The organism is Brevibacterium senegalense, assembly GCF_000285835.1.
Taxonomy (GTDB): Bacteria; Actinomycetota; Actinomycetes; order Actinomycetales; family Brevibacteriaceae; genus Brevibacterium; species Brevibacterium senegalense.
This window is the reverse complement of sequence record NZ_HE978610.1, coordinates 38,737-62,983: the sequence shown is the minus strand read 5'-3', so window position 1 is coordinate 62,983 and position 24,247 is coordinate 38,737. Positions and strand designations below refer to the sequence as shown.

The following is a 24,247-nucleotide window of genomic DNA, read 5'->3' as shown; positions in this document are numbered from 1 at the left end:
GATCGGTGTGGCCCACTAGGCCGAGTCATTTCGCCGCGAATGCCCGGTTCGTGTCCGGCATGACGGCGGCATGCTCGTCACCGATTGGCAGGACCGCCAAAGGCATGGCGAGGCGAGGGGGCTAGAATCGTCGCAACCACTCGGGGTGTACTTTCCATTGGGCGCTGAGGCCGCCAGCAGCACCCCCGTCATCATGAGCGGGCTCCACGGTCCCCAGACGACCCCCGCCGAGGCCCCCTGTCCACCCGCGATCGACGACAGGTCGATGCTCGCGGCACTCGTGAGTCCCGCAATGAGGAGCAGCAGGGCGGTCGCGACGAGCACGGAGCCGCGGCCGTCCAGTCCCAGCGGCGACGCCGATCGCGACTCCGTCAGATGCGACGCTCCCCACCACGCGATGAGGGCCGCGATCCCCACGCTCGCGAACGCCGCCCTCCAGCCCCAGTGCGGCCCGAATGCGCTGTTGATGAGGCCGCCCAGCACCTGCCCGGCGACGGTCCCGCTGCCGGCGAACACGCTGTAGAGGCCCACCGCCCGCAGGCGCGCGCTCCCCCGGAGCACCGCCTGGATGCTGGCGAGCGTCTGCGGGGTCGTGACGGCGGCGGCGACCCCCTGCAGCAGGCGGGCGACGATGAGCAGACCGAAGGTGGGCGCGGCCGCCGTCAGGAGCGCCATGACCGCCAGCGCCAGCGTGCCGATGCGAAACATCCGCCTGCGCCCCCACCGATCGCCCACACGGCCGAAGAAGATGAGACCCGCCGCGAACGTCGCGGAGTACGCGCCCACGACCAGGGAGATCCCCGAATCCCCGATCGCCAGCTCGCGCTGGATCCCCGGGGCCGAGATCGCGGCGACCGCGATCGTGTAGGTCGCCAGGAACGTCACGACGTAGAGCGGCCAGACGGTCGGGGCAGCGCCGCCCGGTTCCCGGTCCTCCACCTGTCGCCCCCGCTCCGTCGCCAGTCGAACGCCCGTTAAACAAGCGTTCGAATCCTCATCCTAGAACACCCGGGTCCACCCGGCAGCGCCGCCGCGTCACCCCACCTCGACGCGCCTGCCGTCCAGGGGCCCGCCCGCCACCACGAGCCACAGCGTCACCCCCGCGGCCACCAGCGCTCCCGTGAAGGTGAGCACCATCGACCCCAGCGGGTACAGCAGCGCGGTCCAGGAGAAGCCCAGCGCCATCCCCACGAAACGGGCCGTGTTGTGCATCCCGAACGCCAGCGAGTTCCGCCCCGTGTCGGACAGCGACACGGAGAACGCGGCGATGCTCTGCCCCGCGTTGATCGCCACGCCCATCGTCAGCAGCGCCAGCACGATGACGAGCGCCTGGACCACGACCGCGGACCCGCCCGGCCCCACATCCAGCCACAGCCCCAGCAGCAGGGGCACCGCCATGAGCACGACCAGCGCCGCGATCGAGGTCACCCAGCCGCCCCACACCCGCCGCACCGCAGAGGTGAGCTTCGCGGACGTCGCCATCGCCGCGGCCATCGCGAAGACGATGACGCCGACGGGCCCCGGCCCCAGCTCCAGCACCTGCGCCAGCCACAGCGGCAGCGAGGTGAGCACGATGCCCATGATGAACATCGTCGACGCGGCCATCGCCGTCGCCCGCGTGTACCGCCGCTCCAGCAGCGCCCGCGGGGCCACCAGCTTCTCCGACCGGCGCGCCGCGATCACGAGGAACGCGACCCCGCTCACCAGCGCGGCACCGGCGACCAGCACGTCCTGGCCCCAGGGCGCCCGCTGGCCCACCATCGTCGCCGCGACGACGAACAGCCCGATCGACAGCATGAGGACCAGCACGCCCGGCGCGTGGATCGGCACCTTCCGCCCCGGGATCCGCGGCACCGTCAGCACGACGGCCACCAGCAGCAGCCCGGACAGGACACCTGCGAAGCCGAAGACGCCCCGCCAGCCCACGAACTGCGCGATCACCCCGCCGATCGGCGGCCCCACCGCCTGCCCCACTCCGATCGCGGAAGCCCACGCCGCCAGCGCCGCCGCACCCTTGTGCGGCCACAGCGCCGGCAGCGCCCGCTGCACTCCGGGCGGGAACGTCGCGCACGCCATCCCCTGGAGGGCCCGCAGCGCGATGAGCATCTCGAGGTTGACCGATAGGACCGCCGCCAGCTGCGCGGCCGCCAGCACCGCCAGCCCCAGCATGAGGACCCGGATGGGCCCCAGCCGGTCGCACAGCCAGCCGGCCAGCGGGATGAACACCGCCATCGCGACCGTGTACGCCGCGACCGCCAGCACGACCCGCGAGTCCGAGGCCCCGAACTCCAGCTTGATCCATTCCAGCGGCGCGTTGATGATCGTGCCGCCCACGGTGCCGGCGGACGTCGTCCCCAGCAGCGCGACGTAGGCAAGCCGGCCCGGCGCACGCCCGGCGTCGCGGTCGCCGCCCACCGGATCCTGTCCCGCCTCGGACCGGCGGCCCACCTGTGCTCAGTCCTCCGTCACGGGGGTCCCGGTCGCCGAGGCCTCGGTCACCTGAGTCCGGGTCGCCGAGGCCCCGGTCGCCTGGGTCCCGGCCCCGACCTCGGCGGCGGTGCCGGTGGAGGACGGCGAGGCGAGCCAGCGGCGGACCAGGTCCGAGTCCTGCCCCAGCGCCGGCGGCGCCAGGTCGTAGCCGACCGGCGACTTCGACAGGCTGATCGGATTGCGGACGGTGGGGATGACGCGGTCGCCGGTGCCGGTGTCGACAGCGGGCTCCAGGCCCATCGACTCCGCCAGCTGGACGCCCTGCTCGATCGAGTTGATGGGCGCGCACGGCATGCCCGCGTCCGTCAGCAGGGCGAACCACTCCTGCGCGTCCTTGTGGGACAGCGCCTCGATGAGCAGCGGCTCCAGCTCCTTGCGATGCGAGTTGCGGGGCACGGCGCGGGCGAAGCGCTCGTCCTCGAGCCATTCCGGGCGGCCCACGGTGTTCGCGAGCATCGCGAACTGGCGGTCGTTGCCGCACGCGATGATGAGGTCGCCCTCCTTCGTGGGCATGGGCTGGTACGGGTACAGGCTGGGGTGCTCGTTGCCCATCCGGTGCGGGACCGCACCGCCGGCCACGTACGCGCTCGACTGGTTCACCAGCCCGGACATCGCGGACGACAGGAGGTTCGTGTCGACCTTCTGCCCCTCGCCGGTCTTCCCGCGGTGCTGGAGGGCGGCGAGGATCCCGATCGTCGTGTGCAGCCCCGTCATGACGTCGAAGATCGCCACTCCGGCGCGATAGGGCTCGCCGTCCGCGGCGCCGGTCAGGGACATGAAGCCGGACAGCCCCTGGACCAGCAGGTCGTAGCCGGGCTGCGGGTTCTGGGGGCCGAACCCGGTCACGGACGCGTACACGACCTCCGGGTTCGCCTCCTTCACCGCGTCGTAGTCGAGCCCGTACTTCGTGAGTCCGCCGGGCTTGAAGTTCTCCACGACGACGTCCGCGCGCCGGGCCAGCTCCTGGGCGACTCCGCGGTCGTCCGCGTCCGTCAGGTCCAGGACGATGTCGTACTTGTTGCGGTTGATCGACAGGTAGTACGTCGCGTCCTCGCCGCGCACCGGCGGCTGCCAGCTGCGGGTGTCGTCGCCGCCGGGCCCCTCGACCTTGATGACGGTCGCGCCCAGGTCCGCGAGCATCATCGTCGCGTACGGTCCCGCGAGCACGCGGGAGAAGTCCGCGACCACGATGCCGGACAGCGGGCCGGTGCCGGGACGGTCGAAGAACTCTGCGAGGTCCTCTGTGCTCATGGGTGGATGCTCCTCAGTCGTGTGTTCATCGCAGGTACAGGCGGACGGTGTCGATCTCGTCGCGCAGGAGGCGGACCTCCTCCGTCGTGGGCTCCGCCGTCGAGGCCACGTCGTTGGCGACCGCCAGGTCCCACCCGGTCGCCTCGCGCACCTGGTCGACGGTGACGCCGGGGTGCGTGTGCGTGAGCACCAGCTCACCGAACCTGTCCTCGCGCTGCAGGATACCCAGCGGCGTGATGACGACGCTGACGCCGTGACCCTGCGGCTGGATGCCCTGCCCGGATTCCCGGGCCGCGACCGGCGACGGCGAGGTCACGAAATCCAGCTGTGCGGGGAACGACGCGTGGTCGTGACGGCGGATGATGACGAAGACCTCACCGGCGTTCGACATGATGTCCGAGGCGCCGCCGGACCCGGGCAGCCGCACCGTGGGCTTCTCCCAGTCGCCGATGACACTCGTGTTGAGCGATCCGTGCCGGTCGATCTGCGCCGCCCCCAGGAAGCCCACGTCCACGTTGCCGCCCTGCAGCACGTAGCCGAACAGCGCCTGCATCGACACGACGGACTCCGCGCCGGACACCAGCACGAAGTCCGCGATGCCCTCCGCCATCTCCTCCGGATGCGCGCCGGTCACCCCGGACTCGTAGATGAGCTCGATGTCGCGGTTGATCGTGCGGTGCGCCAGGTCGACGGCCAGCGTGGGCAGGCCGATGCCCGCGAACACGGTCGTCTTGCCGGCCAGCATCTTCGCCGCCGCGCACACGATGAGCTCCGTCTGCGAGTAGTCCGCAGCCGTCTCCTCCGCGGTGACCTCGTTCTCCGTCTGTGCCGTGGTCATCGGTCTCCTCCGTCCGTCGCCGTCTCCGCCGTTCCCGAGGCCGCCGGCCCGCCGCCCGCAGAGGCACCCCCTGCTGCCGCCGGGACCCGCCGCCCGTAGTCCACGGGCCGGGAGAGGCGGGGTGCGACGGTCAGGGGCGCCAGCTGCTCCTCCCCGATCGCCGTGAGGTACTCGCTGTGGTCCTTCGTGCCGCGCACGTGCGTGTCGAGCCACTCCTGCAGCCGCGCGCTGTCCTTCGCCATCTGCGGCCACATCCGGTAGAACGCGTTGTCGCGGTCGTAGGAGCCCTGGACGTACGAGGGGTGGGCCCCGCGGGGGACGACGCAGACCGCGTCGACCGCGTGCGCGGGGATGAGGGTGCGGTTGGGGTCGGAGCGCACGACCTCGTCGTCGACGATCTCCTCGACCGTCACGATGACGCGGTCCGCCGCGTAGACGGCCTCCTGCTGGACGCCGGTGATGCCCCAGATCTGGACGTTGCCGCGGCGGTCGGCCCGCTGCGCGTGGACGATCGTCACGTCCGGGTTGAGCGGCGGGACGACGTAGACGGTGCCGTCGCCGTACGGATCGTCGACCAGCCGGATGTCCGGGTTGACGGAGGGCAGGTCCGATCCCGCGTACGACCGGATCGGGATGAACGGCAGGCGGGAGGCGCCCGCGTGGTAGCGCAGCACCATCGCGTGGTGGCTGTACTCCTCGACCTCCAGCGGGGCCGGATCGTGCTTCTCGATCCGGCGGCGGATCTCGTGGAGGGCGCCCGCGGAGCCGGAGGCGAAGAACGAGCAGACCAGCCGGTCGACGCAGCCGGCGGCGATCATCATGTCCGACAGCAGGTCCGGGGTCATGCGGCAGAACGTGAGCCCGCGGCGCCCCTGCCGGATGATCTCGTGGCCGGCCGCGAACGGGATGAGATGGCTGAACCCCTCGAGCGCGATCGAATCGCCGTCGTGGACCAGTTCCCGGATCGCTTCCGGCAGCGGAACGACTCTGTCCTTCGCCATGTGTGGCCCTCTCGCTGTGCAGCAGTGACCCAGCCAGATTAAGTCAGTTTCAACGAGGAATCCAGCGGACATACTTACCAACTGAACATCAATCTGCCATACTCGTGCCCATGGAGCTCCAGCAGGTGCGCGCTTTCCTCGCGGTCGCAGAAGAACTGCACTTCGGTCGTGCGGCGGAACGCCTGGGCATCGCCCAGCCGCCGCTCAGCCGTGCGATCCGCCAGTTCGAGCAGGAACTGGGTGCGGATCTCTTCCACCGCACCACCCGCCACGTCTCCCTCGCCCCCGCCGGCGAGGCCCTCCTGGGCCCGGCCCGCGAGCTGCTCGAAGCGGCGGAGACCGCACAGCGGTCCGTCACCATGGCCTCGGCCGGGGACGTGGGCCGCGTGCGCCTGGGCCTGGGCACCCTGTCCTCGCACCGGGTCGCCTCGCGGCTGGTCGCGGAGTCGCACCGCCGCAAGCCCGGCATCACGGTCGAGCTGGAGAGCAACGTGTACACGGAGGAGGGCATCGCCCGCCTGCGCGACGGCACGCTGGACCTGGCGCTGGTGCGCTGGCAGACGCAGCCGCCGGGGATCTCCGGCCGTCCCGCGCTCTACGAGCGGCCCATGGTCGCCGTGCACGCCGAGCACCGTCTGGCCGGCCGGTCGTCGGTCACGATCGACGAGCTGCGCGACGAGCCGTTCATCCTCCTCCCCGCGGACCCGGGTTCCACGATGCGCGACCTCACCCTCCAGTGGTGCTACGAGGCGGGCTTCGCGCCCCGCGTCGTCCAGGAGGCCCCGGACACGCAGCTGGTGAGCGCGCTCGTCGCGGCGGAGATGGGCATCACGATCACGTACGACTCCGTCATGGCCCACATCCACGACCCGCACCTCGTCGCGGTCCCGCTGGCGATCGAGCACGACCCGATCGTCGTCTACCTGGCCCACCGCGCCGGGGAGGCCGCGCCAGCACTGCGCGAGGTCCTGGCCGCCGCCGCCGAGGCCGTCCCCACACCCAGCCCGCCCGTGCACACCGTCGCCGCGCACCGCGCCGCGGCCACCGACCCTGTCCTCACCTCCACCATCCCCACCCACAAGGAGACACTGTGACCCAGACACCCGCTTCCGCCAACGACATCGTCATCTGCGAGCCGCTGCGCTCCCCCGTGGGCGCCTTCGGCGGCCAGTTCAAGGACATCGCACCGGAGGAGCTGGGCCGCCAGGTCGTCACCGCCCTCCTGGAGCGCACCGGCATCGATCCCGAGGTCGTCGACGACGTGATCTTCGGTCAGTGCTACCCGCACATGGAGGCTCCCGCGATCGGCCGCGTCGTCGCGCTGAACTCCGGCATGCCGGTCACGGTGCCGGGGCGCCAGGTCGATCGCCGCTGCGGCTCCGGCCTGCAGGCCGTCGTCGACGCGATGGGCGCGATCGCCACCGGCGGCGCCCAGGTCGTCATCGCCGGCGGTGCGGAGTCGATGTCGCGCGCACCCTTCTTCAACGAGGACATCCGCTGGGGCATCCGCGGCGGCAACGTCGAGCTCAAGGACGGCCTGGTCCGCGGCCGCCTCACCGCGGGCGGCACGCACTACCCCGTGCCCGGCGGCATGATCGAGACGGCGGAGAACCTGCGCGAGGAGTACTCGATCGCCCGCGAGGAGCAGGACCGCCTGGCCGTCGAGTCGCACCGCCGTGCGGCGGCTGCGACGGACAGCGGCGCGTTCGCGGAGGAGATCGTCCCGATCGTCATCCCCGCGACCCGCAAGCAGCCGGAGCAGCGGATCACGCTCGACGAGCACATCCGTCCCGGCGCCTCGATGGAGTCGCTGGGCAAGCTCAAGGCGATGCGCGCGAAGATCGATGAGGCCTCGACCGTCACCGCGGGCAACGCCTCCGGTCAGAACGACGGCGCCGCTGCCACGATCGTGACGACGCGGGCGAAGGCGGAGGAACTGGGTCTCAAGCCGCTCGTCCGCATCGTCAGCTGGGGCCTGGCGGGCGTCCCGCCGCGCACCATGGGCATCGGCCCGGTGCCCGCGACCGCCGCCGCCCTGCAGCGTGCCGGCCTGGAGCTGAAGGACATCGACCTCATCGAGCTGAATGAGGCGTTCGCCGCGCAGGCGCTGGCCTGCACCCGCGAGTGGGGCTTCGGCGAGTCCGACTTCGAGCGCACGAACGTGAACGGCTCCGGCATCTCGCTGGGCCACCCCGTGGGCGCGACCGGTGTCCGCATCCTCACGACGCTGGCCCGCGAGATGGACCGCCGCGGCGCACGCTACGGCCTCGAGACCATGTGCATCGGCGGCGGCCAGGGCCTGGCCGCGATCGTCGAGCGCGTGGAGGCCTGAGCATGACGGCGACCAGCCGACCGCTCACCGGCTTCACCGTCGTGGAGAACGACTCGTTCGTCGCGGCGCCGTCGGCCTGCCTGGCGCTCAGCCAGCTGGGCGCGGAGGTCATCAAGATCGACCCGCTGAAGGGCGGACCGGACATCGACCGGTGGCCCATCACCCCGGAGGGGCGCTCCATCTACTGGGGCACCCTCAACCGGGGCAAGCGCTCCGTCGCGATCGACCTCCGCAGCGAGGAGGGGCAGGAGCTCGCCCAGGCCCTCATCACGGCCACGGGCGAGGACCCGGCGAAGACCGGCATCTTCGTGACGAACAACGTGGGCAGGTCCTTCCTGACGGACGAGGCGCTGCGCGCCCGCCGCGCGGACCTCATCCACGTGAAGGTGCAGGGCACGGCGACCGGCGGTCCCGGCGTCGACTACACCGTCAACGCGGAGACCGGCATCCCCGGCATCACCGGACCGGCGGAGTCCCCGCGGCCGGCCAACCACGCACTGCCCGCCTGGGACCTGCTGTGCGGCCAGGCCGTCGTGAGCTCCGTCCTGGCGGGCCTGCTGCAGCGCTCGACCACGGGCGAGGGCACGTACTCGGAGATCGCGCTCGAGGACATCGCGCTGGCCACGGTCGCCAACCTGGGCTGGTACACGGAGGCGCTCCAGCCGGCCGGGGAGCGCGGCAAGCACGGCAACCACATCTTCGGGACCTTCGGCACGGACTTCGCCACCGCTGACGGCAGTGCGGTCATGATCACCGCGATCACGACCCGGCAGTGGAAAGCGCTCGTCGAGGCGACCGGCATGACCGCGGTCGTCGACGCTCTGCAGACCGCGCTGGGCGTGGACCTGTCGCTCGAGGAGAACCGGTACGCGCAGCGGGAGACCCTCGAGGCGCTCCTGAAGCCGTGGTTCGCCGCCCGCACCCTCGACGAGGTGACGCAGGCACTGAGCGGGACCGCGGTCCTCTGGGCCCCGTACCGCAGCATCGGCGAGGTGGCGACGGAAGCCGCTGCGGCCTCGGCGGCGGGGACGGCGACCGGCGTGCTCCGGGGCCTCGACAGCGACAGGCTGGGGCAGATGCTCGTGGGCGCCAACCCCATCCGGTTCGACGGCGAGTACCTGACCGGCGAGCGGCCCACCGTCCTGGGCGAGGCCACGCACGAGGTGCTGAGCCAGAAGCTGGGACTCACTCAGACGGAACTGGGAAGACTCTCAGACTCCGGTGTCCTGAACAGTTGATAACGTATGGGAACCGACCCGAACGTGCGGTGCGCCACAGTGCCGCAAGAGGGGAATGCGGTTCCCAAGGAAGGAATGATCACTCCCATGCGGATTGTCACTTTTGTCAAGTACGTGCCGGACGCCGCAGGCGACCGCTCCTTCGAGGCCGACAACACCGTCGACCGCGAGACCGACGGACTCCTGTCGGAGCTCGATGAGTACGCGATCGAGGAGGCCCTGGCCCTCACCGACAAGGACAAGGGCTCCGAGACCATCGCGCTGACCGTCGGCCCCGCCGACGCGAAGGACGCCGTCCGGAAGGCCCTGCAGATGGGCGCGGACAAGGGCGTGCACGTGAATGACGACGCCATCTCCGGCGCCGACGCCGCGGGCACCGCCAAGATCCTCGCCGCCGCCGTGCAGAAGGTGGAGCAGGACGAGGGCCCGGTCGACCTCATCATCACCGGCCTGTCCTCGACGGACGGCCAGATGTCCGTCGTCCCCGTCATGGTCGCAGAGCTGCTGGGCCGCCCCGCCGCGACGCAGGGCTCCAGCCTGGAGGTCACGGATTCGACGGCGACCATCCGCCGCGACGGCGACACGGCCTCGGAGTACGTCGAGGTGACGCTGCCGGCGCTCGTGTCCGTCACGGACCAGATCAACGAGCCCCGCTACCCCTCCTTCAAGGGCATCATGAAGGCGAAGAAGAAGCCGGTCGCACAGTACGGACTGAGCGACCTGGGCCTCGACGCCTCCGCGGGCGGTGCCGGCGCGTGGACGCAGATCACGCAGCTGGAGCAGGCCCCCGGCCGCACCGCCGGCGAGATCGTCACGGACGAGGGCGACGGCGGGCAGAAGCTCGTCGACTGGCTCGCGTCCAAGAAGCTCGTCTGATCCGTCCGCCCCACATCGACCACATACGCGAAGGAAGAGAAGCGCACTATGTCTGAAGTTCTCGTTCTCGTCGACCACGCGGACGGCACTGTCCGGAAGTCCACGCTCGAACTGCTCACGTTCGCCCGCCGCATCGGCACGCCCGTCGCCGTGTTCGTGGGCGACGCAGCCGCCGGTGAGGCCGCTGCCGGCTCGCTGGGCGAGCACGGTGCGGAGAAGGTCCTCGTGGCCTCCGACGCCGCGTTCGGCGAATTCCTGGTCGCCCCCACGGCAGAGCTGCTCGCGGCTCTGGTGCAGGAGCGCCAGCCGGCCGCGGTCCTCGTGACCTCCGGTGCCGCCGACCGCGAGGTCGCCGCACGCGCCGCCATCAAGACCGGCTCCGGCATCATCACGGACGCCGTGGACGTCGCCGCTGACGGCACCGCCACCCAGCAGGCGTTCGCCGCGTCCTACACGATCAACGGCAAGGTCACGCAGGGCACGCCGTTCATCGCGGTCAAGCCCAACTCGACCTCTCCCGAGGCCGCCGCGGCCGCCGGTGCCGTCGAGGCCGTGTCGTTCGCTCCGTCGGACGCCTCCAAGACCGCCCGCATCGTCAAGGTCGAGGAGAAGCCGGCTTCCGGTCGTCCCAGCCTCACCGAGGCCCCGATCGTCGTGTCCGGCGGACGCGGCACCGGCGGCGACTTCGCTCCCGTCGAGGCCCTGGCGGACGCACTGGGTGCGGCCGTGGGCGCCTCGCGCGCGGCGGTCGACGCCGGCTGGTACCCGCACTCCCACCAGGTGGGTCAGACCGGCAAGGCCGTGTCGCCGCAGCTGTACGTCGCGGCGGGCATCTCCGGCGCGATCCAGCACCGCGCCGGCATGCAGACCTCGAAGAACATCGTCGCCGTCAACAAGGACGACGAGGCTCCGATCTTCGAGCTCGCCGACTTCGGCGTCGTGGGCGACCTGTTCCAGGTCCTCCCCCAGGCCACCGACGCGGTCAACGCACGCAAGTGAGGTGAGGCCGGCGGGGCGGTGAGCCGCACCCGCTGAGGCGCACCACCTGCTGAGCAGCACAGAGGACGTCCGTCCGCCCGGTTGAAACCGGTGGGCGGACGTCCTTACACTGTGGAGGTCTCGAAGGCCCGGGCGTCGGGTCCGCATCCCCCATCACGGGAGGCTGCGTCCCCGCCGTCCGGGCCTTCAGCGTGTCCGGGCGGGGTGCGTCGGTCCAGCTGGGTCAGGACCGCTGGGCCAATGGTGTGACCGTGTGCTCCACGCCCAGGGCGTCGAAGGCGACGCGGGCGCAGGACAGGAGCCCCGCGTCGGAGGCCGTGAGGGTCAGCTCCCCTCCGGATCCCGCGGCGGAGCGCGCCCCGCCCAGACCGCCGACCCCCATGACGTCGACCGGCACGCCCACCGCCTGCTCGATGAACTGGCGGACCATGGGCGACCGCACCACGCCACCCGTCGCCGGCAGTCTGTCCGGCTCAGCACCCAGGCGCTCCAGCAGCGCGGCGACATCCGCGGCCAGTGCCTCGACGACCTCCCCGTACGCGGCGGCGGCCCGGGTCGCGGCGGCGCCGTCCGGAGTGGCCGCACGTGCGGAGGTGCTGGTGGGCGGTTGGGCGAGGGCGGCCTCGGCGATGGCGTGCGCGCCCGGGGAGTGCGGGTCCGTCAGGTCCAGCAGGTCGCGGCGGGCGCGTGCGAGGGCCTCGCCGGCCTCGGGCAACCGGGCGATCGCCAGGTGACCGGCGGGGTGCGCGAGGCGGTGGCGGTCGACGGTCTCACCGGTCTCGTCCGGCAGAGGGAGCTGGGCGGCCGGTGTCGGGTCGACGTGCGCGACCCAACCCGTCGTCCCCAGGTGCAGGTAGACGTCTCCGGGCTCGCTGCCCACCGTCCCGTCCGTCGCGGAGCCCGCGTCGCCCAGCGCCAGCACGACGGGCGTCCCCGCGGGGACGCCGAATGCGCGGGCGGCCTGCGCGCCCACCGGCCCCACGATGCCCGGGTCCACGAGGCGCGGCAGGCGCAGATGGGCGGGGACGAGCGGGTCCGGGCCACTCCGGGGGCCGGTCTCCGGAGCAGTGCCGTCCGGCGACTGCAGCGGGATCCAGTCGTCCGTCCGCGGGTCGTAGAGGCCGGTCGTGCTGGCAGTGAGCCGATCGCACACGGCGTCGCCGGTCAGCGCATGCGCGACCCAGCCGGCGGCTGAGAACAGAACGGTCCTCGACGCGGCGTATGCGGTGGGCGCCGTGCGGGCGACGTGGAGGAGCTTGGGCGGGAGCGCGTCCGGTCCCGGCGGCGGGGTGACGGCGATGCTCGGCGCCCAGGTGGGGTTGGTACGGGAGAGGTCGGCGAGCTCCGACCGCGCGTGCGTGTCGGAGTAGAGGACCACCGGATGGGTGGGCCGGCCGTGCTCGTCCAGGAGGACGAGGTCCTGCATCTGCCCGGTCACACTGACCGCGGCGAGAGGACTCGGAGCGGGGCTCAGCGACCCATTCCCGCGCAGGCAGTCGGCGATCACCGCGCTGACGGCGTCCTGCCAGTCCTCGAGGTGCTGGTGCATCCGGCCGTCCGGCCCCCGGGTCGTCGACAGGGATGCCTGCGCGTCCTCCAGGACGGCACCGGTCTGGTCGAGGAGCGCGGCCTTCACAGAGCTCGTCCCCACATCGATCGCGAGGACGGGGCCGGATGCGGGCTGCGAAGATCGGGGGTCCGTGGTCACCGGTTCATCGTAGTGAACGGTGGCCGGACCCCCGACCGCGCGGCTCAGGCGCGGGGGCGCCGGGTCCGCAGCAGGAGCACGAATCCGACACCGGTGAGGATGAGACCGACGGTCAGTGCGCCCGCGGTGCCCGCGCCGGTGCGCGGCAGGGAGTCGTCGTCGCCGGAGCCCCCCTCACCCGAGCCGTCGCCGTCGCCACCGCCGCCGGACACGCGCCGGATGTGCCCGTCCTCCTCGCGCAGGCCCTCCGCATGCGGGGCACGTTCGGCGATGCCCTCGACGTCCTCGCAGAGGCACCCCACGGCGAGCACCCGGCGCTCCTGCGGGAGCGCTTCGCGCTGGAGACGCTGCTGGACCGCACCAGCGCACCGAACCTGCTCGAGCGACTCGCCGCCACGGGCGAGGCCGCAGACGTCGCCGCCGCGCGGGCGTTCCGCACCATCGGACTCCTGGGCGAGGGCCGCGTCCCGGAGGCGCGCGCCGCCTTCGCGGGGGTCCCGGAGCTCCTGCAGGAGTCTGCGCCCGCGGTGCTGCGCGACTACCTGGACCCCGTCGCCTCCGGCGTGTGGTCCGCTTACCTCCTCGACGACTTCCGCGCCGGCATCGACCTGGGCGAGCGGGGCCTGCGGATCGCCCGCCGCCACGGCCGCGGTCACGTGACCGCGAACATGGGAGCCGCCCTCGCCTACTGCCTCGTGAACGCGGGGCGGCTGACGGAGGCGGACGCGATCGCCCAGCAGGCGATCGTCGACGCCCGCCGCCACGGCTCGCAGGGCGTGCAGAGCATGGCGCTCACCGCCCTCGTCCAGTCCGCGCAGTGGCAGCGGAACGACCGACTCGTCGCAGCCCGCTACCGCGCCCTGCTCGCGGAGGACCTCCCCGAGGCCGGATGGTGGCGCCGCACCTCGCTCACCGCGCAGGCGAGGTGCGCGGCCCTCCTGGGCGAGGACTCCCCCGGCCTGCCGGACACGCTCCAGCACGACGCGTCCGTGGGCTACCGGTACGCGGATGCCCGGCTCGTCCACGCTCGCAGCGGCGACGTGGGCAGCGCAGTCCGGGTGATCTTCACCGACCTGGGGATGCCGGCCCACCTGGGACGGGTGCACGGAGGGTTCGCGCGCCTGGACGCCGCGGCGGACCCCCTCCACGCCCTCACCCGCCGCGAACGCGAGGTCGCCCTGTTCGTCGCGGACGGCCTCACGAACATCCAGATCGCGGACCGGCTGGTCATCAGCAGACGCACGGTCGAGGAGCACGTGTCGAAGATCCTGCGGAAACTGGGCGTCCGCTCACGCGTCGCCGTCGTGGGCCTGGTCCGCGGCCGGACTCCCGACTGACCATGCCCTCGCGCAGACATCCGAGAACCGTTCCCACCGGGTATGACGCGCGTCACTGCGCCGGATAGACTGACGAGGACGAGCTGGACCACGAGACATCTCTGGAGGCAACTGTGAAGAAGCGCTTGATTCTGCTGGCGGGCCTGGGCATCGGCTTCGTGCTGGGCTCCTACTCCGGTCGTTCCAGCTACGAGAAGCTGCGGGCGCAGGTGGACCAGCTGTGGTCCGATCCGCGCGTGCAGGAGCAGTTCGAGAAGGCCGGCGACACGGTCAAGGAGAAGGCGCCGCAGGTCGCCCAGGCCGTCAAGGACAAGGCTCCGGAGGTCGCGGCCGGCGTGCAGTCCGCCGCCGCCACCGCTGTGTCCGCCGGCCGTGAGAAGCTCGACAACCTCACGCACGGCGACGAGGATGACGAGACCCTCGCCGACGTCGAGGACACGGACGACGAGGTGACGGAGGAGGACCAGATCAGCGCGGCCGTCGACGAGGCGCTCGACGCGGATCCGGACGTCGTCTCCGATCCCTCCACGGATCCCGTGGACGAGGGCCCCGCAACCCCCACGGCGTGACGACCCGACCGGCTGGGGTCCGCGCTCAGGTCACAGGAGCGCGGAACCCAGCCGGCACACGTTCTCCGCGTAGCGGCGCAGCAGCGAGCGCTCCGCCCACGCTGCGGTGTCCAGCGGCACCGACGAGCTCCGGAAGTCCTCGCGCTCCAGCGCGTACATCCGCTGGGTGAACTCCTCATCCACGATGAAGAGCGACACCTCGTGGTTGATGGAGAAGGACCGCTCGTCCATGTTGGACGACCCGATGACGGTCACCTCGTCGTCGACCAGGATGAACTTCGCGTGCAGGACCGTGGGCGAGTGGTATTGGAAGATCCGCACCCCGGCCTCCACCAGCTCGTCGTAGTAGGACTCCTGCGCCTTCCCCGCGATCCAGTGGTCGTTCGTCGCACCCACGTACAGCCGCACGTCCACACCGGACTGCGACTCCGTCTTGAGCGCCGTCAGCAGTGCGGGGTCCGGCACGAAGTACGGCGACGAGATCACGATCTCGCGGTTCGCGTTGTAGATGAGATGGGTGAACAGCTGCAGGTTGTTCTCCTGCTCGAAACCCGGACCGGACGGGACCACCTGGGCGAGGACGCCCGTCGCCTCCTCCGGGATGTCCAGATCCTCGTCGATCTCACCCAGCAGCGGATCGTCCGTCTCCGAGTACCAGTCGGAGGCGAACACGGCGTCCAGCTCGTCCACGACGGGGCCCGTGCAGCGGACCATGAGGTCCTTCCACAGGAGCCCGCGGCGCAGGTTCGACGCCTTGTTGTAGGACGGATGGATGATGTTCTGCGAACCCGTGAAGGCGACGTCGCCGTCGACCACGAGGATCTTGCGGTGGTTGCGCAGATCCAACCGCTGGTATTCGCCCCGCCACGGCCGGATGGGCATGCTGCGCCGCCACAGGAGACCGGAAGAGTCCAGGAGCTTCACCAGTGAGCGGTAGCCCGGGTAGCCCAGCGACCCCAGGTGGTCGATGAGGATCCGCACCTCGACACCGCGCCGGTGCGCGTCGATGAGAGCGTCGAACAGCTGCCGGGTCGTGTCGTCCAGGGTGACGATGTAGAACTCGAAGTGCACGAAGCGCTTCGCCCCGCGCACCTCCCGGGTCATCTGCTCGATGCAGTCGACGGAGTCGGAGACCAGCTCGAACGAGTTCCCGTGCACCATCGGCAGCGCACCCAGCTCGTAGTTGAGCTGCGCGGCGGTGCTGAGGGGCAGCGGCAGATGGTCGGAGGCCCCGATGATCGCGCGGTGGCCGGTCGCGGACTTCACCCTCTCGTTGATCTCGTGCTGCTTCTCCCGTCGGCGCTGGGGCAGGTTGGGCGACCCCAGGAACAGGAAGAGGATGATCCCCACGAACGGGATCATGAAGATGAGGATGAGCCAGCCCAGCGCCGCGGTCGGCTTCCGCCGGTACCCGACCGTCCCCAACGCGACGATGCGGACGATCGCGTCGATGACGAGCAATGTGATCGCGACCCAGCCCGGGAACTGCGCCTGGATCCAGGTGAAGATCCCGCTGGGGTCCATCCGCGCCTCCTCCCCGACGACCGGGCGCCCTGCGATGCGGCAGAGGCATCCTCGCTGCTCTCAGAATCCTATCGGTCCGTGCAGACACGAAAGCGCCGCGCCTCCTCGTGCACCGGGGCACAGGGAGGCGCGGCGCGCGCGACGGGTCAGATGTGGCGGCCGCCGGAGATCTCCTGCACCGTGCCGGTCATGTACGAGGACATGTCCGAGGCCAGGAACAGCACGACCGAGGCGACCTCGGACGGCTCACCCGCACGGCCCATCGGGATCTCCGCGAGCTTCGAATCGATGACGTCCTGACGCATCGCAGCGGTCATCGCCGTGTTGATGAAACCGGGCTGGATCGCGTTGACGCGGACGTTCTTGAAGCCCACCTCCTTCGCGGCGGCCTTCGTCATGCCGACGATGCCGGCCTTCGCGGCGGAGTAGTTCGTCTGGCCCAGCATGCCGACCTTGCCGGAGATCGAGGACACGTTGATGATCGATCCGCCGTTCTCCTGCTCGCGCATGACGGCGGAGGCGGACTTGAGTCCGTTCCAGGTGCCGCGCAGGTGGACGGCGATGACCTGGTCGAACTGCTCCTCGGTCATCTTCCGCATCGTCGCGTCGCGGGTGATGCCGGCGTTGTTGACCATGACGTCGACGCTGCCGAACACCTCGTTCGCCTTGTTCACGAGAGCCTCGACCTGGGCGAGCTCGACGACGTTGCAGGCCATCCCCACGGCGCGGTCGCCCACGCCCAGGTTCTTCGCGGCCTCCTGGACCGCCTCCTCATTCAGATCGCCCAGGACGACGTTCGCGCCCTCTGCGACGAAAGCCTCGGCGATCGCAAGGCCCAGGCCCTGCGCGGCTCCGGTGATGACGGCGGTGCGGCCCTCGAGAAGTGCCATGTGCTGTGTCTCCTTCATTGCTGTGTGTGGCGGTGCGGTCTGGACGGACCGTCACTTCTGCAGGTGCGCGCCCTTGATGAGCTGGCGGGCGATGACGAGGCGCTGGATCTCCGAGGTGCCCTCGTAGATCCGGAACAGCCGCGCGTGGCGGTAGAAGCGCTCGACGCTCGTCTCGCGCATGTAGCCCATGCCGCCGTGCACCTGGACGCCGCGGTCCGCGACGCGGCCCAGCATCTCCGAGGCGTAGAGCTTCGACGTCGACGGACCCAGCTTGCGGTCCGATCCGTCGTCCCAGCGGCGCGCCGCATCGAGGACGAGTGCGCGGGCGGCCCGCAGCTCCGTGTAGCAGTCGGCCAGCTGCGCCTGCACCAGCTGGAAGTCCGCGATCGGGCGGCCGCCCTGCTTCGCGTTCTTCGCGTGCTCGACCGTGTCGTCGAGGATGCGGGTCGCCTGGCCCACGCAGATCGCGCCGATGTGGAGGCGGCCCTTGTTGAGCGAGGCCATCGCCGCACGGAAGCCCACCTCCTCCTCGCCACCCACCAGGCTGGCGGACGGGACGCGCACGTCGTCGAAGAAGATCTCCGAGGTCAGCGCACCGGCCTGGCCCATCTTCTTGTCCGACGGGCCCACCGTCACGCCGTCGGCCTGCGTGGGGACGAGGAACACGGAGATGCCCTTCGAGCCCTGTGCACTGGGGTCCGTCCGGGCGAACACCATGAGGACGTCGGACAGCGCCGCGTTCGTGATGAAGCGCTTGGCGCCGTTGATGACGTAGTCGTCGCCGTCCTTGACCGCGCGGGTCGTGAGGCCGGACGGGTCGGAACCGGCGTCCGCCTCCGTCAGCGCGAACGACGCGACGACCTCGCCGGAGGCGATCTTCGGCAGCCATTCCTGCTTCTGCTCGTCCGTGCCGTAGTTCACCAGCACCTGGCCGGCGATGCCGTTGTTCGTGCCGAACAGCGACCGGTAGGACGGTGTCGTGTAGCCCAGCTCGAAGGACAGGAGAGCGTCCTGCTCCGCGTTGAGGCCCAGTCCGCCGAACTCCTCCGGGATGGCCCAGCCGAACAGGCCCATCTCCGCGGATTCGTCGCGGATCTCGCGGGGGATCTCGTTGGTCTCCTCGATCTCCAGCTCGCGCGGGATGACCTTCTCGCGGACGTAGGAGCGGACGGTGTCGAGGATCGACTCGAGCGTCTCCTCGTCGACGCCCGGGGTGACCGGATACGGGTTCGTGTCTGCCATGCGTCCGCTCAGTCCTCTTCCACCATGAGCGAGACGGCCTCGGCGATCGCCGCGGGGCGGTCCTGGCCCTCGATCTCGATGACGTGGTTCATGACGACCTGGATGCCCGTGTCCTTGCGCGTGACCTCCTTGAGCGTCACGACGTCGCGGACCTTCGAGCCCACGCGGACCGGGTTGGGGAAGCGCACCTTGTTGAGGCCGTAGTTGATCTTCATCTTCATGCCGGTCACGTCCGTGACCTGCGCACCCAGCAGGGGCAGGAGGCTGAGCGTCAGGAAACCGTGTGCGATCGTGCCGCCGAACGGTCCGTCCTTCGCCTTCTCCTCATCGATGTGGATCCACTGGTGGTCGCCGGTCGCGTCTGCGAACAGGTTGACCCGCTCCTGGTCGACCAGGACCCACTCGCTGGCACCCAGCTCCTGACCCACGAGCTGCTCCAGCTCCGCTGCACCGTTGATGACTCGCACCATCGCGCTCTCCTTCTCTCCGGGATCATGCACGCCGCACTCATTCTTGCGACCGCGCAAAGAATCGTTCATCTCTCTAGACCATTTCGGCATCAGTGTATCGTCAGACGTGCCGTTTGTCAGCGCCTCAGGCCACCGGAACACCTCCTGATCGAACGTCCAGCGAGGGACGGGGCTACCATCGGCAGGAGAGCTCCCATTGCAGCGGGCCACGTACAGCGAGGAGAACCCATGAGTTCCGAATCCCAGTCAGCAGCACAGACCGACCAGGCGGCGGGAGCCTTCGACCTCGCCGCGCTGGTCCACGGCGACGACCGCGCGGACCTGTCCGGGCAGGCCGACCACGACGCGCTCAAGCGCGCCCAGCAGAAGTCCGCGCAGCAAGCGACGGATGAGCAGGGGCGCCCCACCCGCTCGTCGACGGGCGACCTGCTGGACTACGCGAAGAAGGTCCCGGTCCGCCCCGCCACCAGCGTCATCATCCTGCGGCAGGCCCCGGACCTCCAGGTCTTCGTCCAGCACCGCGTCACGACCATGGACTTCGCCGCCGGCGTCGTCGTGTTCCCCGGCGGCCGCGTCGACCTCCAGGACGTGGAGGAGGCGGCGGGCCTGCCGGTCGATCCGGCGGATCTGGACCGTCACCTGACCGCGTGGTCGCAGACCGACGCGGTGCGCAACGGCCTGGCCGGCAGCGTCGCGGATCCCGGTGCGGAGCCGGCGGAGGCGCCCCCCGCCGAGGCCGCTCAGGGCGTCCGCACCCTGCTCGCCTGCGCGATCCGCGAGGTCGAGGAGGAGACGGGCCAGCGTCTGGGCACCGGGATCATGCATCCGTGGGCCAATCTCGTGACCCCGCCCGGGCGCTCGAAGCGGTTCGACACGTACTTCTTCGTGACCGCCGGTGAGGGTCTGGCCGACCTCGCGCACCAGACGACGGAGGCGACGAACTCGGAATGGCTCAGCGTCGACGACCTGCTGACCGGCGAGGTGGAGGGCCGCTACCGGCTCATGCGTCCCACACTCGCACTGCTGACGGAGCTGCAGACCCTGGGCACCGTCGACGCGGTCCTGGAGCAGGCGACGAACGGGGCGCGGACGATCGAGTCGATCCGCCCCCAGGTCCCCGGCATCCACTGACGCGCTGACCGCCCCTCGGCGAGACTCCCCGCGGAGCGCCGCGCACCCGCTCAGCGCGAGGCCGCGGCGCGCACCCGCTCACACGAGCCGGTGCACGCCGTCCTCGTCCACTGTGACGACGCCGCGGTCCACGAGGTCCGCCAGGTGCTTGCCGCACGTGCTGACCTCGACGCGGTCGGCGAACGCGGGACGGCGGCCCGGGCGGTAGACGACACCGCGACCCACCATCCCCTCGGCCGTGTTCACACCCGCGCGGACCAGGTCGAGGATCGCCTCCTCCCGCCGGTCGAGCACCCGACCGAAGTCCGCCAGCGCCTGCAGGTACTCCGCGCGGTCCCGGTACGGCCCCTTGTGGTGCGCGGTCGCGACGACGTCCGCCGTCAGCCGCGCGCACGTCTCGACCGTCGCCCGGTAGTCCGCGATCCGGGCGCCGCGGTCGCTGTAGAGCGGACCGAAGGACGACAGGTCGACGTCCCCGATGAAGGCGACGCCGTCCGGCTGGACGAGGAAGCCGGAATGCCCCGGCGTGTGGCCGGGCAGGTGGATCGCGGTGACCGTGACGCCTCCGCCCAGATCGAAGACGTGGCCGTCCTCGAACGTCCGCACGTCCGGAACGGGCGACCAGCGGAACTCCTCGACCATCGCGGGCGCCGCCTCGGCCGGGATGCCCATGGCGTCGAGGAAGACGGCTTGGTCCCGCATCGCGGCGGCGTCCGCGGAATGGACCCAGACCTCGGCAGCCTCCCCCGCACCCACGGTGTGGTCCTCGTGGCTGTGGCTGACCAGCAGCAGGTCCGCGTCAGCCGGCGAGGTGTGCAGAGCGGAGTCGATGAGCGCGGTCCGCTCCGTCCCTCGCACCAGCAGCGGGTTGGCATGCGGGTACTTCCCGCCGTTCTCCGGCCGCAGCTGCACAGTGTGCGGCCCCAGCCGGACCTCCTCGACGGTCATGCGGTCTCCTCTCCTGCAGCTCAGTACAGCGGCGGACGGGCGTCGCCGGCGAACGGGTAGCGGGCGCGGAAGTCGTCCGCGATCTCCGCCATCGTCACCCACTCGACACCCTCGTGGCCGCCGATGTACTCGATGAGCCGCTCCAGCATGAGCAGCACCTGCGGACGGCCGGACACGTCCGGGTGGATCGTGATGGGGAAGACCCCGTAGTCCAGCTCCCGGTACACCCAGTCGAACTGGTCCTTCCACAGCTGCTCGATGTCCCGCGGGTTCACGAAGCCGTGCGAATTGGCGCTGGCCTTGATGAACATCATGGGCGGCAGGTCGTCGACGTACCAGTTCGCCGCGATCTCGACCATGTCGATCGTCTCGCCGTGGGTCAGCGGCTTCATCCACTCCGCCGCATCCTTGTCGTAGTCGATGTTCGTCCACGACTCGCCCAACCGCACGTAGTAGGGGACGAAGTCCGCGTGCGACTGCGAGTGGTCGTAGTCGAAACCGAACTCCTGCAGCAGCGACGCCGTCCGCTGCGACATCTCCCACCACGGCGCCACATAGCCGCGCGGGGCCTGACCCGTCGCCTTCGTGAGGACCTCGACGGACCGCTCCATCACATCGCGCTCCTGCTGCGCGGTCATGTCGACCGGGTTCTCGTGCGAGTAGCCGTGCGCGCCCACCTCGTGACCGGCATCGACGATCATCTTCAGCTCATCCGGGAACGTCTCCGCGGAATGGCCCGGCACGAACCACGAGGCACGGATGTCCTCCCGCTGGAACATCTTCAGCAGCCGCGGCACACCCACCTCGCCGGCGAAGATGCCGCGCTGGATGTCGTTGATCGAGTCCTGGCCGCCGTACGAGCCCAGCCAGCCTCCCACCGCATCGATGTCCACACCGAACGACGCCATGATCCTCTTCGCCATGATCCGACTCCTTTCGTGGTGCCGCGCCCGCGTGACGCGGTTCACCGTCAGCCTACGACAGCGCTCCGGACGTCGTCAGGTCCTCTCACGTGCGGGTTCTCCGTTCAGGCGCCGATGCTGCGCGCGGCCGACGACGACGTTCGACCCTAGGTTTCCACGGCAAGTGATTGCTAGGCTCGGTCCATGGAGAACCCGTCCCCGCAGCTCCCGCAGTCCTCGGCGCACCCGCACGACGCGGATGCGCACGACTCGACCGAAGCCCGCTGGCTGTCCGCGGACGAGCAGGCCGCGTGGCTGTCGCTCTGGACGACGACCGTCTGGCTGCCCACCCGTCTGGACCAGCAGATGCGGCGGGACGCGGGCCTCAGCCTCGTCGAGTACCACTCGCTGTCGCAGATCGATATGAGCCCGGAGCGCACGCTGCGGCTGAGCGAGCTGGCCTCCGTCACGAACATGTCGCTGTCCCACCTCTCCCGCGTCGTGACACGCCTGGAGAATGCGGGTCTGCTGCGTCGCGAGCCGGACCCGTCCGACGGCCGCTCCACCCTCGCCATACTCACGGACGCGGGCCACGACCGCGTGGTCGCCGCCGCCCCCGGCCACGTCGAGGCGGTCCGCACGTACGTCTTCGACCGCTTGGACGAGAAGCAGAAGGCCGCCCTGGGCGATGCCCTGGGCCCCATCGCCGAGGCCCTGCACCCCGCCCGCATCGCCCGGCTCTGAGAGAGACCGGAGGACGCGGGCGGCTCGGCGGGACGCCGCGGCTCAGCCCTGCTGCTTCGCCGCCTTCTTCGCGGCCAGCTCCTCCATGCGCTTCGCGACGGCGGCCTTCTGCTCGTCCGTGCCGCGCAGCTCGCGCAGCGCCTGCTGCTCGGCGGCCAGGCCGTCAGCCAGCGATGCGGAGTCCGCCATGTCCACCAGGCGCTTCGCCCACACGAGCGCGGAGCGGGACCGCCCGGCGATCGCCTGCGCCAGTGCGTGCGCCGCGGCGACGGGATCGTCGGACAGCTCGTCGACGATGCCCCAGTCGTGGGCCTGCGTCCCGGAGATCGTGTCGCCGGTGAAGATGAGGCGCTTCGCGCGCGACGGGCCGATGAGGCGCGGCAGCAGCTGCGTGCCCATCATGTCCGGGATGATTCCCCAGACGACCTCCATCGCGGACAGCTTGGCGTCCGGGGCGCTGATCCGGATGTCCGCGCCCAGCGCGAACTGGAACCCGCCGCCCAGGGCCGGCCCGTGGATCGCGGCGATGACGGGGACGGGCACCTGCGACCAGATCTCGACCGCCTGCTGCGCCAGGGCCTCGGCGTTCCCCGGGATGTCCAGCGGCTCGCCCGCCATCGTGCCTTCGACGATCCGCTTGAACTGGCCCATGTCCAGACCCGCGCAGAACGCGCGGCCCTCGCCGCGCAGGACGATGGCGCGGACGGACTCATCCGCAGCCAGTTGCCGTCCGGCCTCGAGGAGGTCGTAGAACATCTCCGGCGTGATCGAGTTGAGCGAGTCCGGGCGGTCCAGGACGACGTGCGCGACGGCGTCGTGACGCTCGACGCGGACCGTGGCGTTCGACATCGACACGGAGGTGTCGGGGGCAGTGGGTGCGGTGACGGCGTTGTCGGTCATATCTCTCCCCAAGTGGTGCGGACGAACTGGTGCAGACGGTGGAGCAGGGCTCCTGAACGAGCGTTCGAGTCGCCGCCCACACTACCCGTGTTCCCGGGCTGTCACACGATCCCCGGGGCGGACGGACCCGGGTGTGGTTCGATGGAACCATCACGATCACCGGTTGCACGGCACACCCTCGCGCAGCCCCGCACGACCGCACTCCCGGGGAGTCCTCATGAGTCCGCACCAGTCCTTCGGCTCCGGCCCGCACGCAGGCGGCCCCGCCCCGCGCCGACGGGCACGGGCGACGGACCCCACGGCACCGCCGTCTACGCGGCGGGCACATCGCGACCCCAGCCCCACGCCGCACAGCCCCACGCCCCTCAGTCGTACGGCGCACCGCAGCACGCCGCCCCCGCCGGCGCCCTGCAGCCGGTCGGCCCGGCCTCGGCCCCGGCCACGCACTGGGGCGCACCCGTCCCCGCCGGCGCGCATGCCGCCTACGCCCTCACCCCCGCGAAGTCCTTCGTGACGACGTGGCTGCTGTCCCTGCTGCTGGGCGGGTGGGGCGCGGACCGCTTCTACCTGGGCCAGGTGGGCCTGGGCCTCCTCAAGCTCTTCACCGGCGGCGGCTTCGGCATCTGGTCGCTCATCGACCTCATCCTCATCATGGCCGGCAGCATGCGCGATTCCCTGGGTCGCGAACTGGCCGGCTACCGGGAGCACAGGACCATGGCGATCTGGGTGACGGTCGGTGTCGTGATCGTCAACATCATCATCGTCGTCCTCGTCTACATCGTGCTGTTCGCCGCGATCATCGCGTACATCATGATGATCCTCGCGATGCTGGGCGCCGTCGCCGGCGAGTACTGAGC

The 24,247-nt window shown here is 70.9% G+C and carries 24 protein-coding genes; 10 read left to right on the top strand and 14 right to left on the bottom strand.

Annotated elements, in window-relative coordinates:
• Positions 1-15: 15 nt before the first annotated feature.
• From HGBR_RS19120 to HGBR_RS14880, 5 genes are all read right to left on the bottom strand, one after another.
• Entirely contained in the window at positions 16-939 is a 924-nt protein-coding gene (locus tag HGBR_RS19120) for an MFS transporter (protein ID WP_019160150.1), read from the bottom strand.
• 96 nt (positions 940-1,035) lie between these two features.
• On the bottom strand, positions 1,036-2,448 hold the full coding sequence (locus tag HGBR_RS14895) for an MFS transporter (RefSeq protein ID WP_019160149.1): 1,413 nt from the start codon (positions 2,446-2,448) through the stop codon (positions 1,036-1,038).
• A 6-nt stretch (positions 2,449-2,454) separates the two neighbouring features.
• Positions 2,455-3,741 carry a CaiB/BaiF CoA transferase family protein gene (locus HGBR_RS18375; RefSeq protein ID WP_019160148.1) on the bottom strand — a complete coding sequence of 429 codons (1,287 nt, stop codon included), beginning with the start codon at positions 3,739-3,741 and terminating at the stop codon, positions 2,455-2,457.
• Positions 3,742-3,766: 25 nt separating this feature from the next.
• The gene (locus HGBR_RS14885; protein WP_019160147.1) at positions 3,767-4,579 is read right to left on the bottom strand and encodes a CoA-transferase subunit beta; all 813 of its coding nucleotides are present in this window, start codon (positions 4,577-4,579) and stop codon (positions 3,767-3,769) included.
• A complete protein-coding gene (locus HGBR_RS14880) occupies positions 4,576-5,580 on the bottom strand; it encodes a CoA transferase subunit A (RefSeq protein ID WP_019160146.1) in 1,005 nt (334 codons plus the stop codon). Before HGBR_RS14880 ends, HGBR_RS14885 begins: the two co-directional genes overlap by 4 nt.
• A 110-nt stretch (positions 5,581-5,690) precedes the next feature.
• Between HGBR_RS14880 and HGBR_RS14875 the strand changes: the two genes are divergently transcribed.
• The 5 genes from HGBR_RS14875 (at position 5,691) to HGBR_RS14855 (ending at position 11,025) form a co-directional block, all read left to right on the top strand.
• A complete protein-coding gene (locus HGBR_RS14875) occupies positions 5,691-6,674 on the top strand; it encodes a LysR substrate-binding domain-containing protein (RefSeq protein WP_019160145.1) in 984 nt (327 codons plus the stop codon).
• Positions 6,671-7,912 (top strand): acetyl-CoA C-acetyltransferase, encoded by a 1,242-nt coding sequence (locus HGBR_RS14870; RefSeq protein WP_019160144.1) that lies wholly within the window; start codon positions 6,671-6,673, stop codon positions 7,910-7,912. The genes HGBR_RS14875 and HGBR_RS14870 overlap by 4 nt, the downstream gene beginning before the upstream one ends.
• Before the next feature lie 2 nt (positions 7,913-7,914).
• Positions 7,915-9,150, top strand: coding sequence for a CoA transferase (locus tag HGBR_RS14865; RefSeq protein ID WP_019160143.1), 1,236 nt, complete (start codon positions 7,915-7,917; stop codon positions 9,148-9,150).
• An 87-nt stretch (positions 9,151-9,237) separates the two neighbouring features.
• Positions 9,238-10,026 (top strand): electron transfer flavoprotein subunit beta/FixA family protein, encoded by a 789-nt coding sequence (locus tag HGBR_RS14860; RefSeq protein WP_026077640.1) that lies wholly within the window; start codon positions 9,238-9,240, stop codon positions 10,024-10,026.
• Between the two features lie 48 nt (positions 10,027-10,074).
• Positions 10,075-11,025, top strand: coding sequence for an electron transfer flavoprotein subunit alpha/FixB family protein (locus HGBR_RS14855; protein WP_019160141.1), 951 nt, complete (start codon positions 10,075-10,077; stop codon positions 11,023-11,025).
• A 223-nt stretch (positions 11,026-11,248) separates the two neighbouring features.
• Here HGBR_RS14855 and HGBR_RS14850 read toward each other — a convergent pair whose 3' ends face one another.
• Positions 11,249-12,733 carry an FGGY family carbohydrate kinase gene (locus HGBR_RS14850; RefSeq protein ID WP_019160140.1) on the bottom strand — a complete coding sequence of 495 codons (1,485 nt, stop codon included), beginning with the start codon at positions 12,731-12,733 and terminating at the stop codon, positions 11,249-11,251.
• Positions 12,734-12,777: 44 nt separating this feature from the next.
• Complete coding sequence (locus tag HGBR_RS20930; RefSeq protein ID WP_019160139.1) at positions 12,778-12,945, bottom strand: LPXTG cell wall anchor domain-containing protein; 168 nt, start codon at positions 12,943-12,945, stop codon at positions 12,778-12,780.
• Between the two features lie 9 nt (positions 12,946-12,954).
• On the opposite strand from HGBR_RS20930, the gene HGBR_RS20030 reads away from it, so the two are divergent.
• Together HGBR_RS20030 and HGBR_RS19115 are read left to right on the top strand one after the other, a co-directional pair.
• Complete coding sequence (locus tag HGBR_RS20030) at positions 12,955-14,070, top strand: helix-turn-helix transcriptional regulator (protein ID WP_019160138.1); 1,116 nt, start codon at positions 12,955-12,957, stop codon at positions 14,068-14,070.
• Positions 14,071-14,183: 113 nt separating this feature from the next.
• Positions 14,184-14,639, top strand: coding sequence for a hypothetical protein (locus HGBR_RS19115; protein ID WP_019160137.1), 456 nt, complete (start codon positions 14,184-14,186; stop codon positions 14,637-14,639).
• A 30-nt stretch (positions 14,640-14,669) separates the two neighbouring features.
• Here the strand turns inward: HGBR_RS19115 and cls are convergent, their stop codons facing one another.
• The 4 genes from cls to HGBR_RS14815 all read right to left on the bottom strand — a co-directional run bounded on the left by cls (position 14,670) and on the right by HGBR_RS14815 (position 18,795).
• Positions 14,670-16,163: a cardiolipin synthase gene (gene cls / locus HGBR_RS14830; protein WP_019160136.1), complete on the bottom strand. Its 1,494-nt coding sequence runs from the start codon at positions 16,161-16,163 to the stop codon at positions 14,670-14,672.
• A gap of 146 nt (positions 16,164-16,309) precedes the next feature.
• Entirely contained in the window at positions 16,310-17,053 is a 744-nt protein-coding gene (fabG, locus tag HGBR_RS14825; RefSeq protein ID WP_019160135.1) for a 3-oxoacyl-ACP reductase FabG, read from the bottom strand.
• 51 nt (positions 17,054-17,104) lie between these two features.
• The gene (locus HGBR_RS14820; protein WP_019160134.1) at positions 17,105-18,295 is read right to left on the bottom strand and encodes an acyl-CoA dehydrogenase family protein; all 1,191 of its coding nucleotides are present in this window, start codon (positions 18,293-18,295) and stop codon (positions 17,105-17,107) included.
• A gap of 8 nt (positions 18,296-18,303) precedes the next feature.
• The gene (locus HGBR_RS14815; protein WP_019160133.1) at positions 18,304-18,795 is read right to left on the bottom strand and encodes a MaoC family dehydratase; all 492 of its coding nucleotides are present in this window, start codon (positions 18,793-18,795) and stop codon (positions 18,304-18,306) included.
• 198 nt (positions 18,796-18,993) lie between these two features.
• Between HGBR_RS14815 and HGBR_RS18365 the strand changes: the two genes are divergently transcribed.
• Entirely contained in the window at positions 18,994-19,896 is a 903-nt protein-coding gene (locus HGBR_RS18365; protein ID WP_019160132.1) for an NUDIX hydrolase, read from the top strand.
• A 78-nt stretch (positions 19,897-19,974) separates the two neighbouring features.
• Here HGBR_RS18365 and HGBR_RS14805 read toward each other — a convergent pair whose 3' ends face one another.
• Complete coding sequence (locus HGBR_RS14805) at positions 19,975-20,844, bottom strand: MBL fold metallo-hydrolase (protein ID WP_019160131.1); 870 nt, start codon at positions 20,842-20,844, stop codon at positions 19,975-19,977.
• Positions 20,845-20,864: 20 nt separating this feature from the next.
• On the bottom strand, positions 20,865-21,767 hold the full coding sequence (locus HGBR_RS14800) for a polysaccharide deacetylase family protein (RefSeq protein ID WP_019160130.1): 903 nt from the start codon (positions 21,765-21,767) through the stop codon (positions 20,865-20,867).
• Between the two features lie 183 nt (positions 21,768-21,950).
• Here HGBR_RS14800 and HGBR_RS14795 point away from each other — a divergent pair, with 183 nt between their 5' ends.
• Positions 21,951-22,490, top strand: coding sequence for a MarR family winged helix-turn-helix transcriptional regulator (locus HGBR_RS14795; protein WP_019160129.1), 540 nt, complete (start codon positions 21,951-21,953; stop codon positions 22,488-22,490).
• A gap of 42 nt (positions 22,491-22,532) precedes the next feature.
• Here the strand turns inward: HGBR_RS14795 and HGBR_RS14790 are convergent, their stop codons facing one another.
• Positions 22,533-23,390: a crotonase/enoyl-CoA hydratase family protein gene (locus tag HGBR_RS14790; protein ID WP_019160128.1), complete on the bottom strand. Its 858-nt coding sequence runs from the start codon at positions 23,388-23,390 to the stop codon at positions 22,533-22,535.
• A gap of 141 nt (positions 23,391-23,531) precedes the next feature.
• Between HGBR_RS14790 and HGBR_RS20025 the strand changes: the two genes are divergently transcribed.
• A complete protein-coding gene (locus HGBR_RS20025; protein WP_147522550.1) occupies positions 23,532-24,245 on the top strand; it encodes a TM2 domain-containing protein in 714 nt (237 codons plus the stop codon).
• Positions 24,246-24,247: the final 2 nt, after the last annotated feature.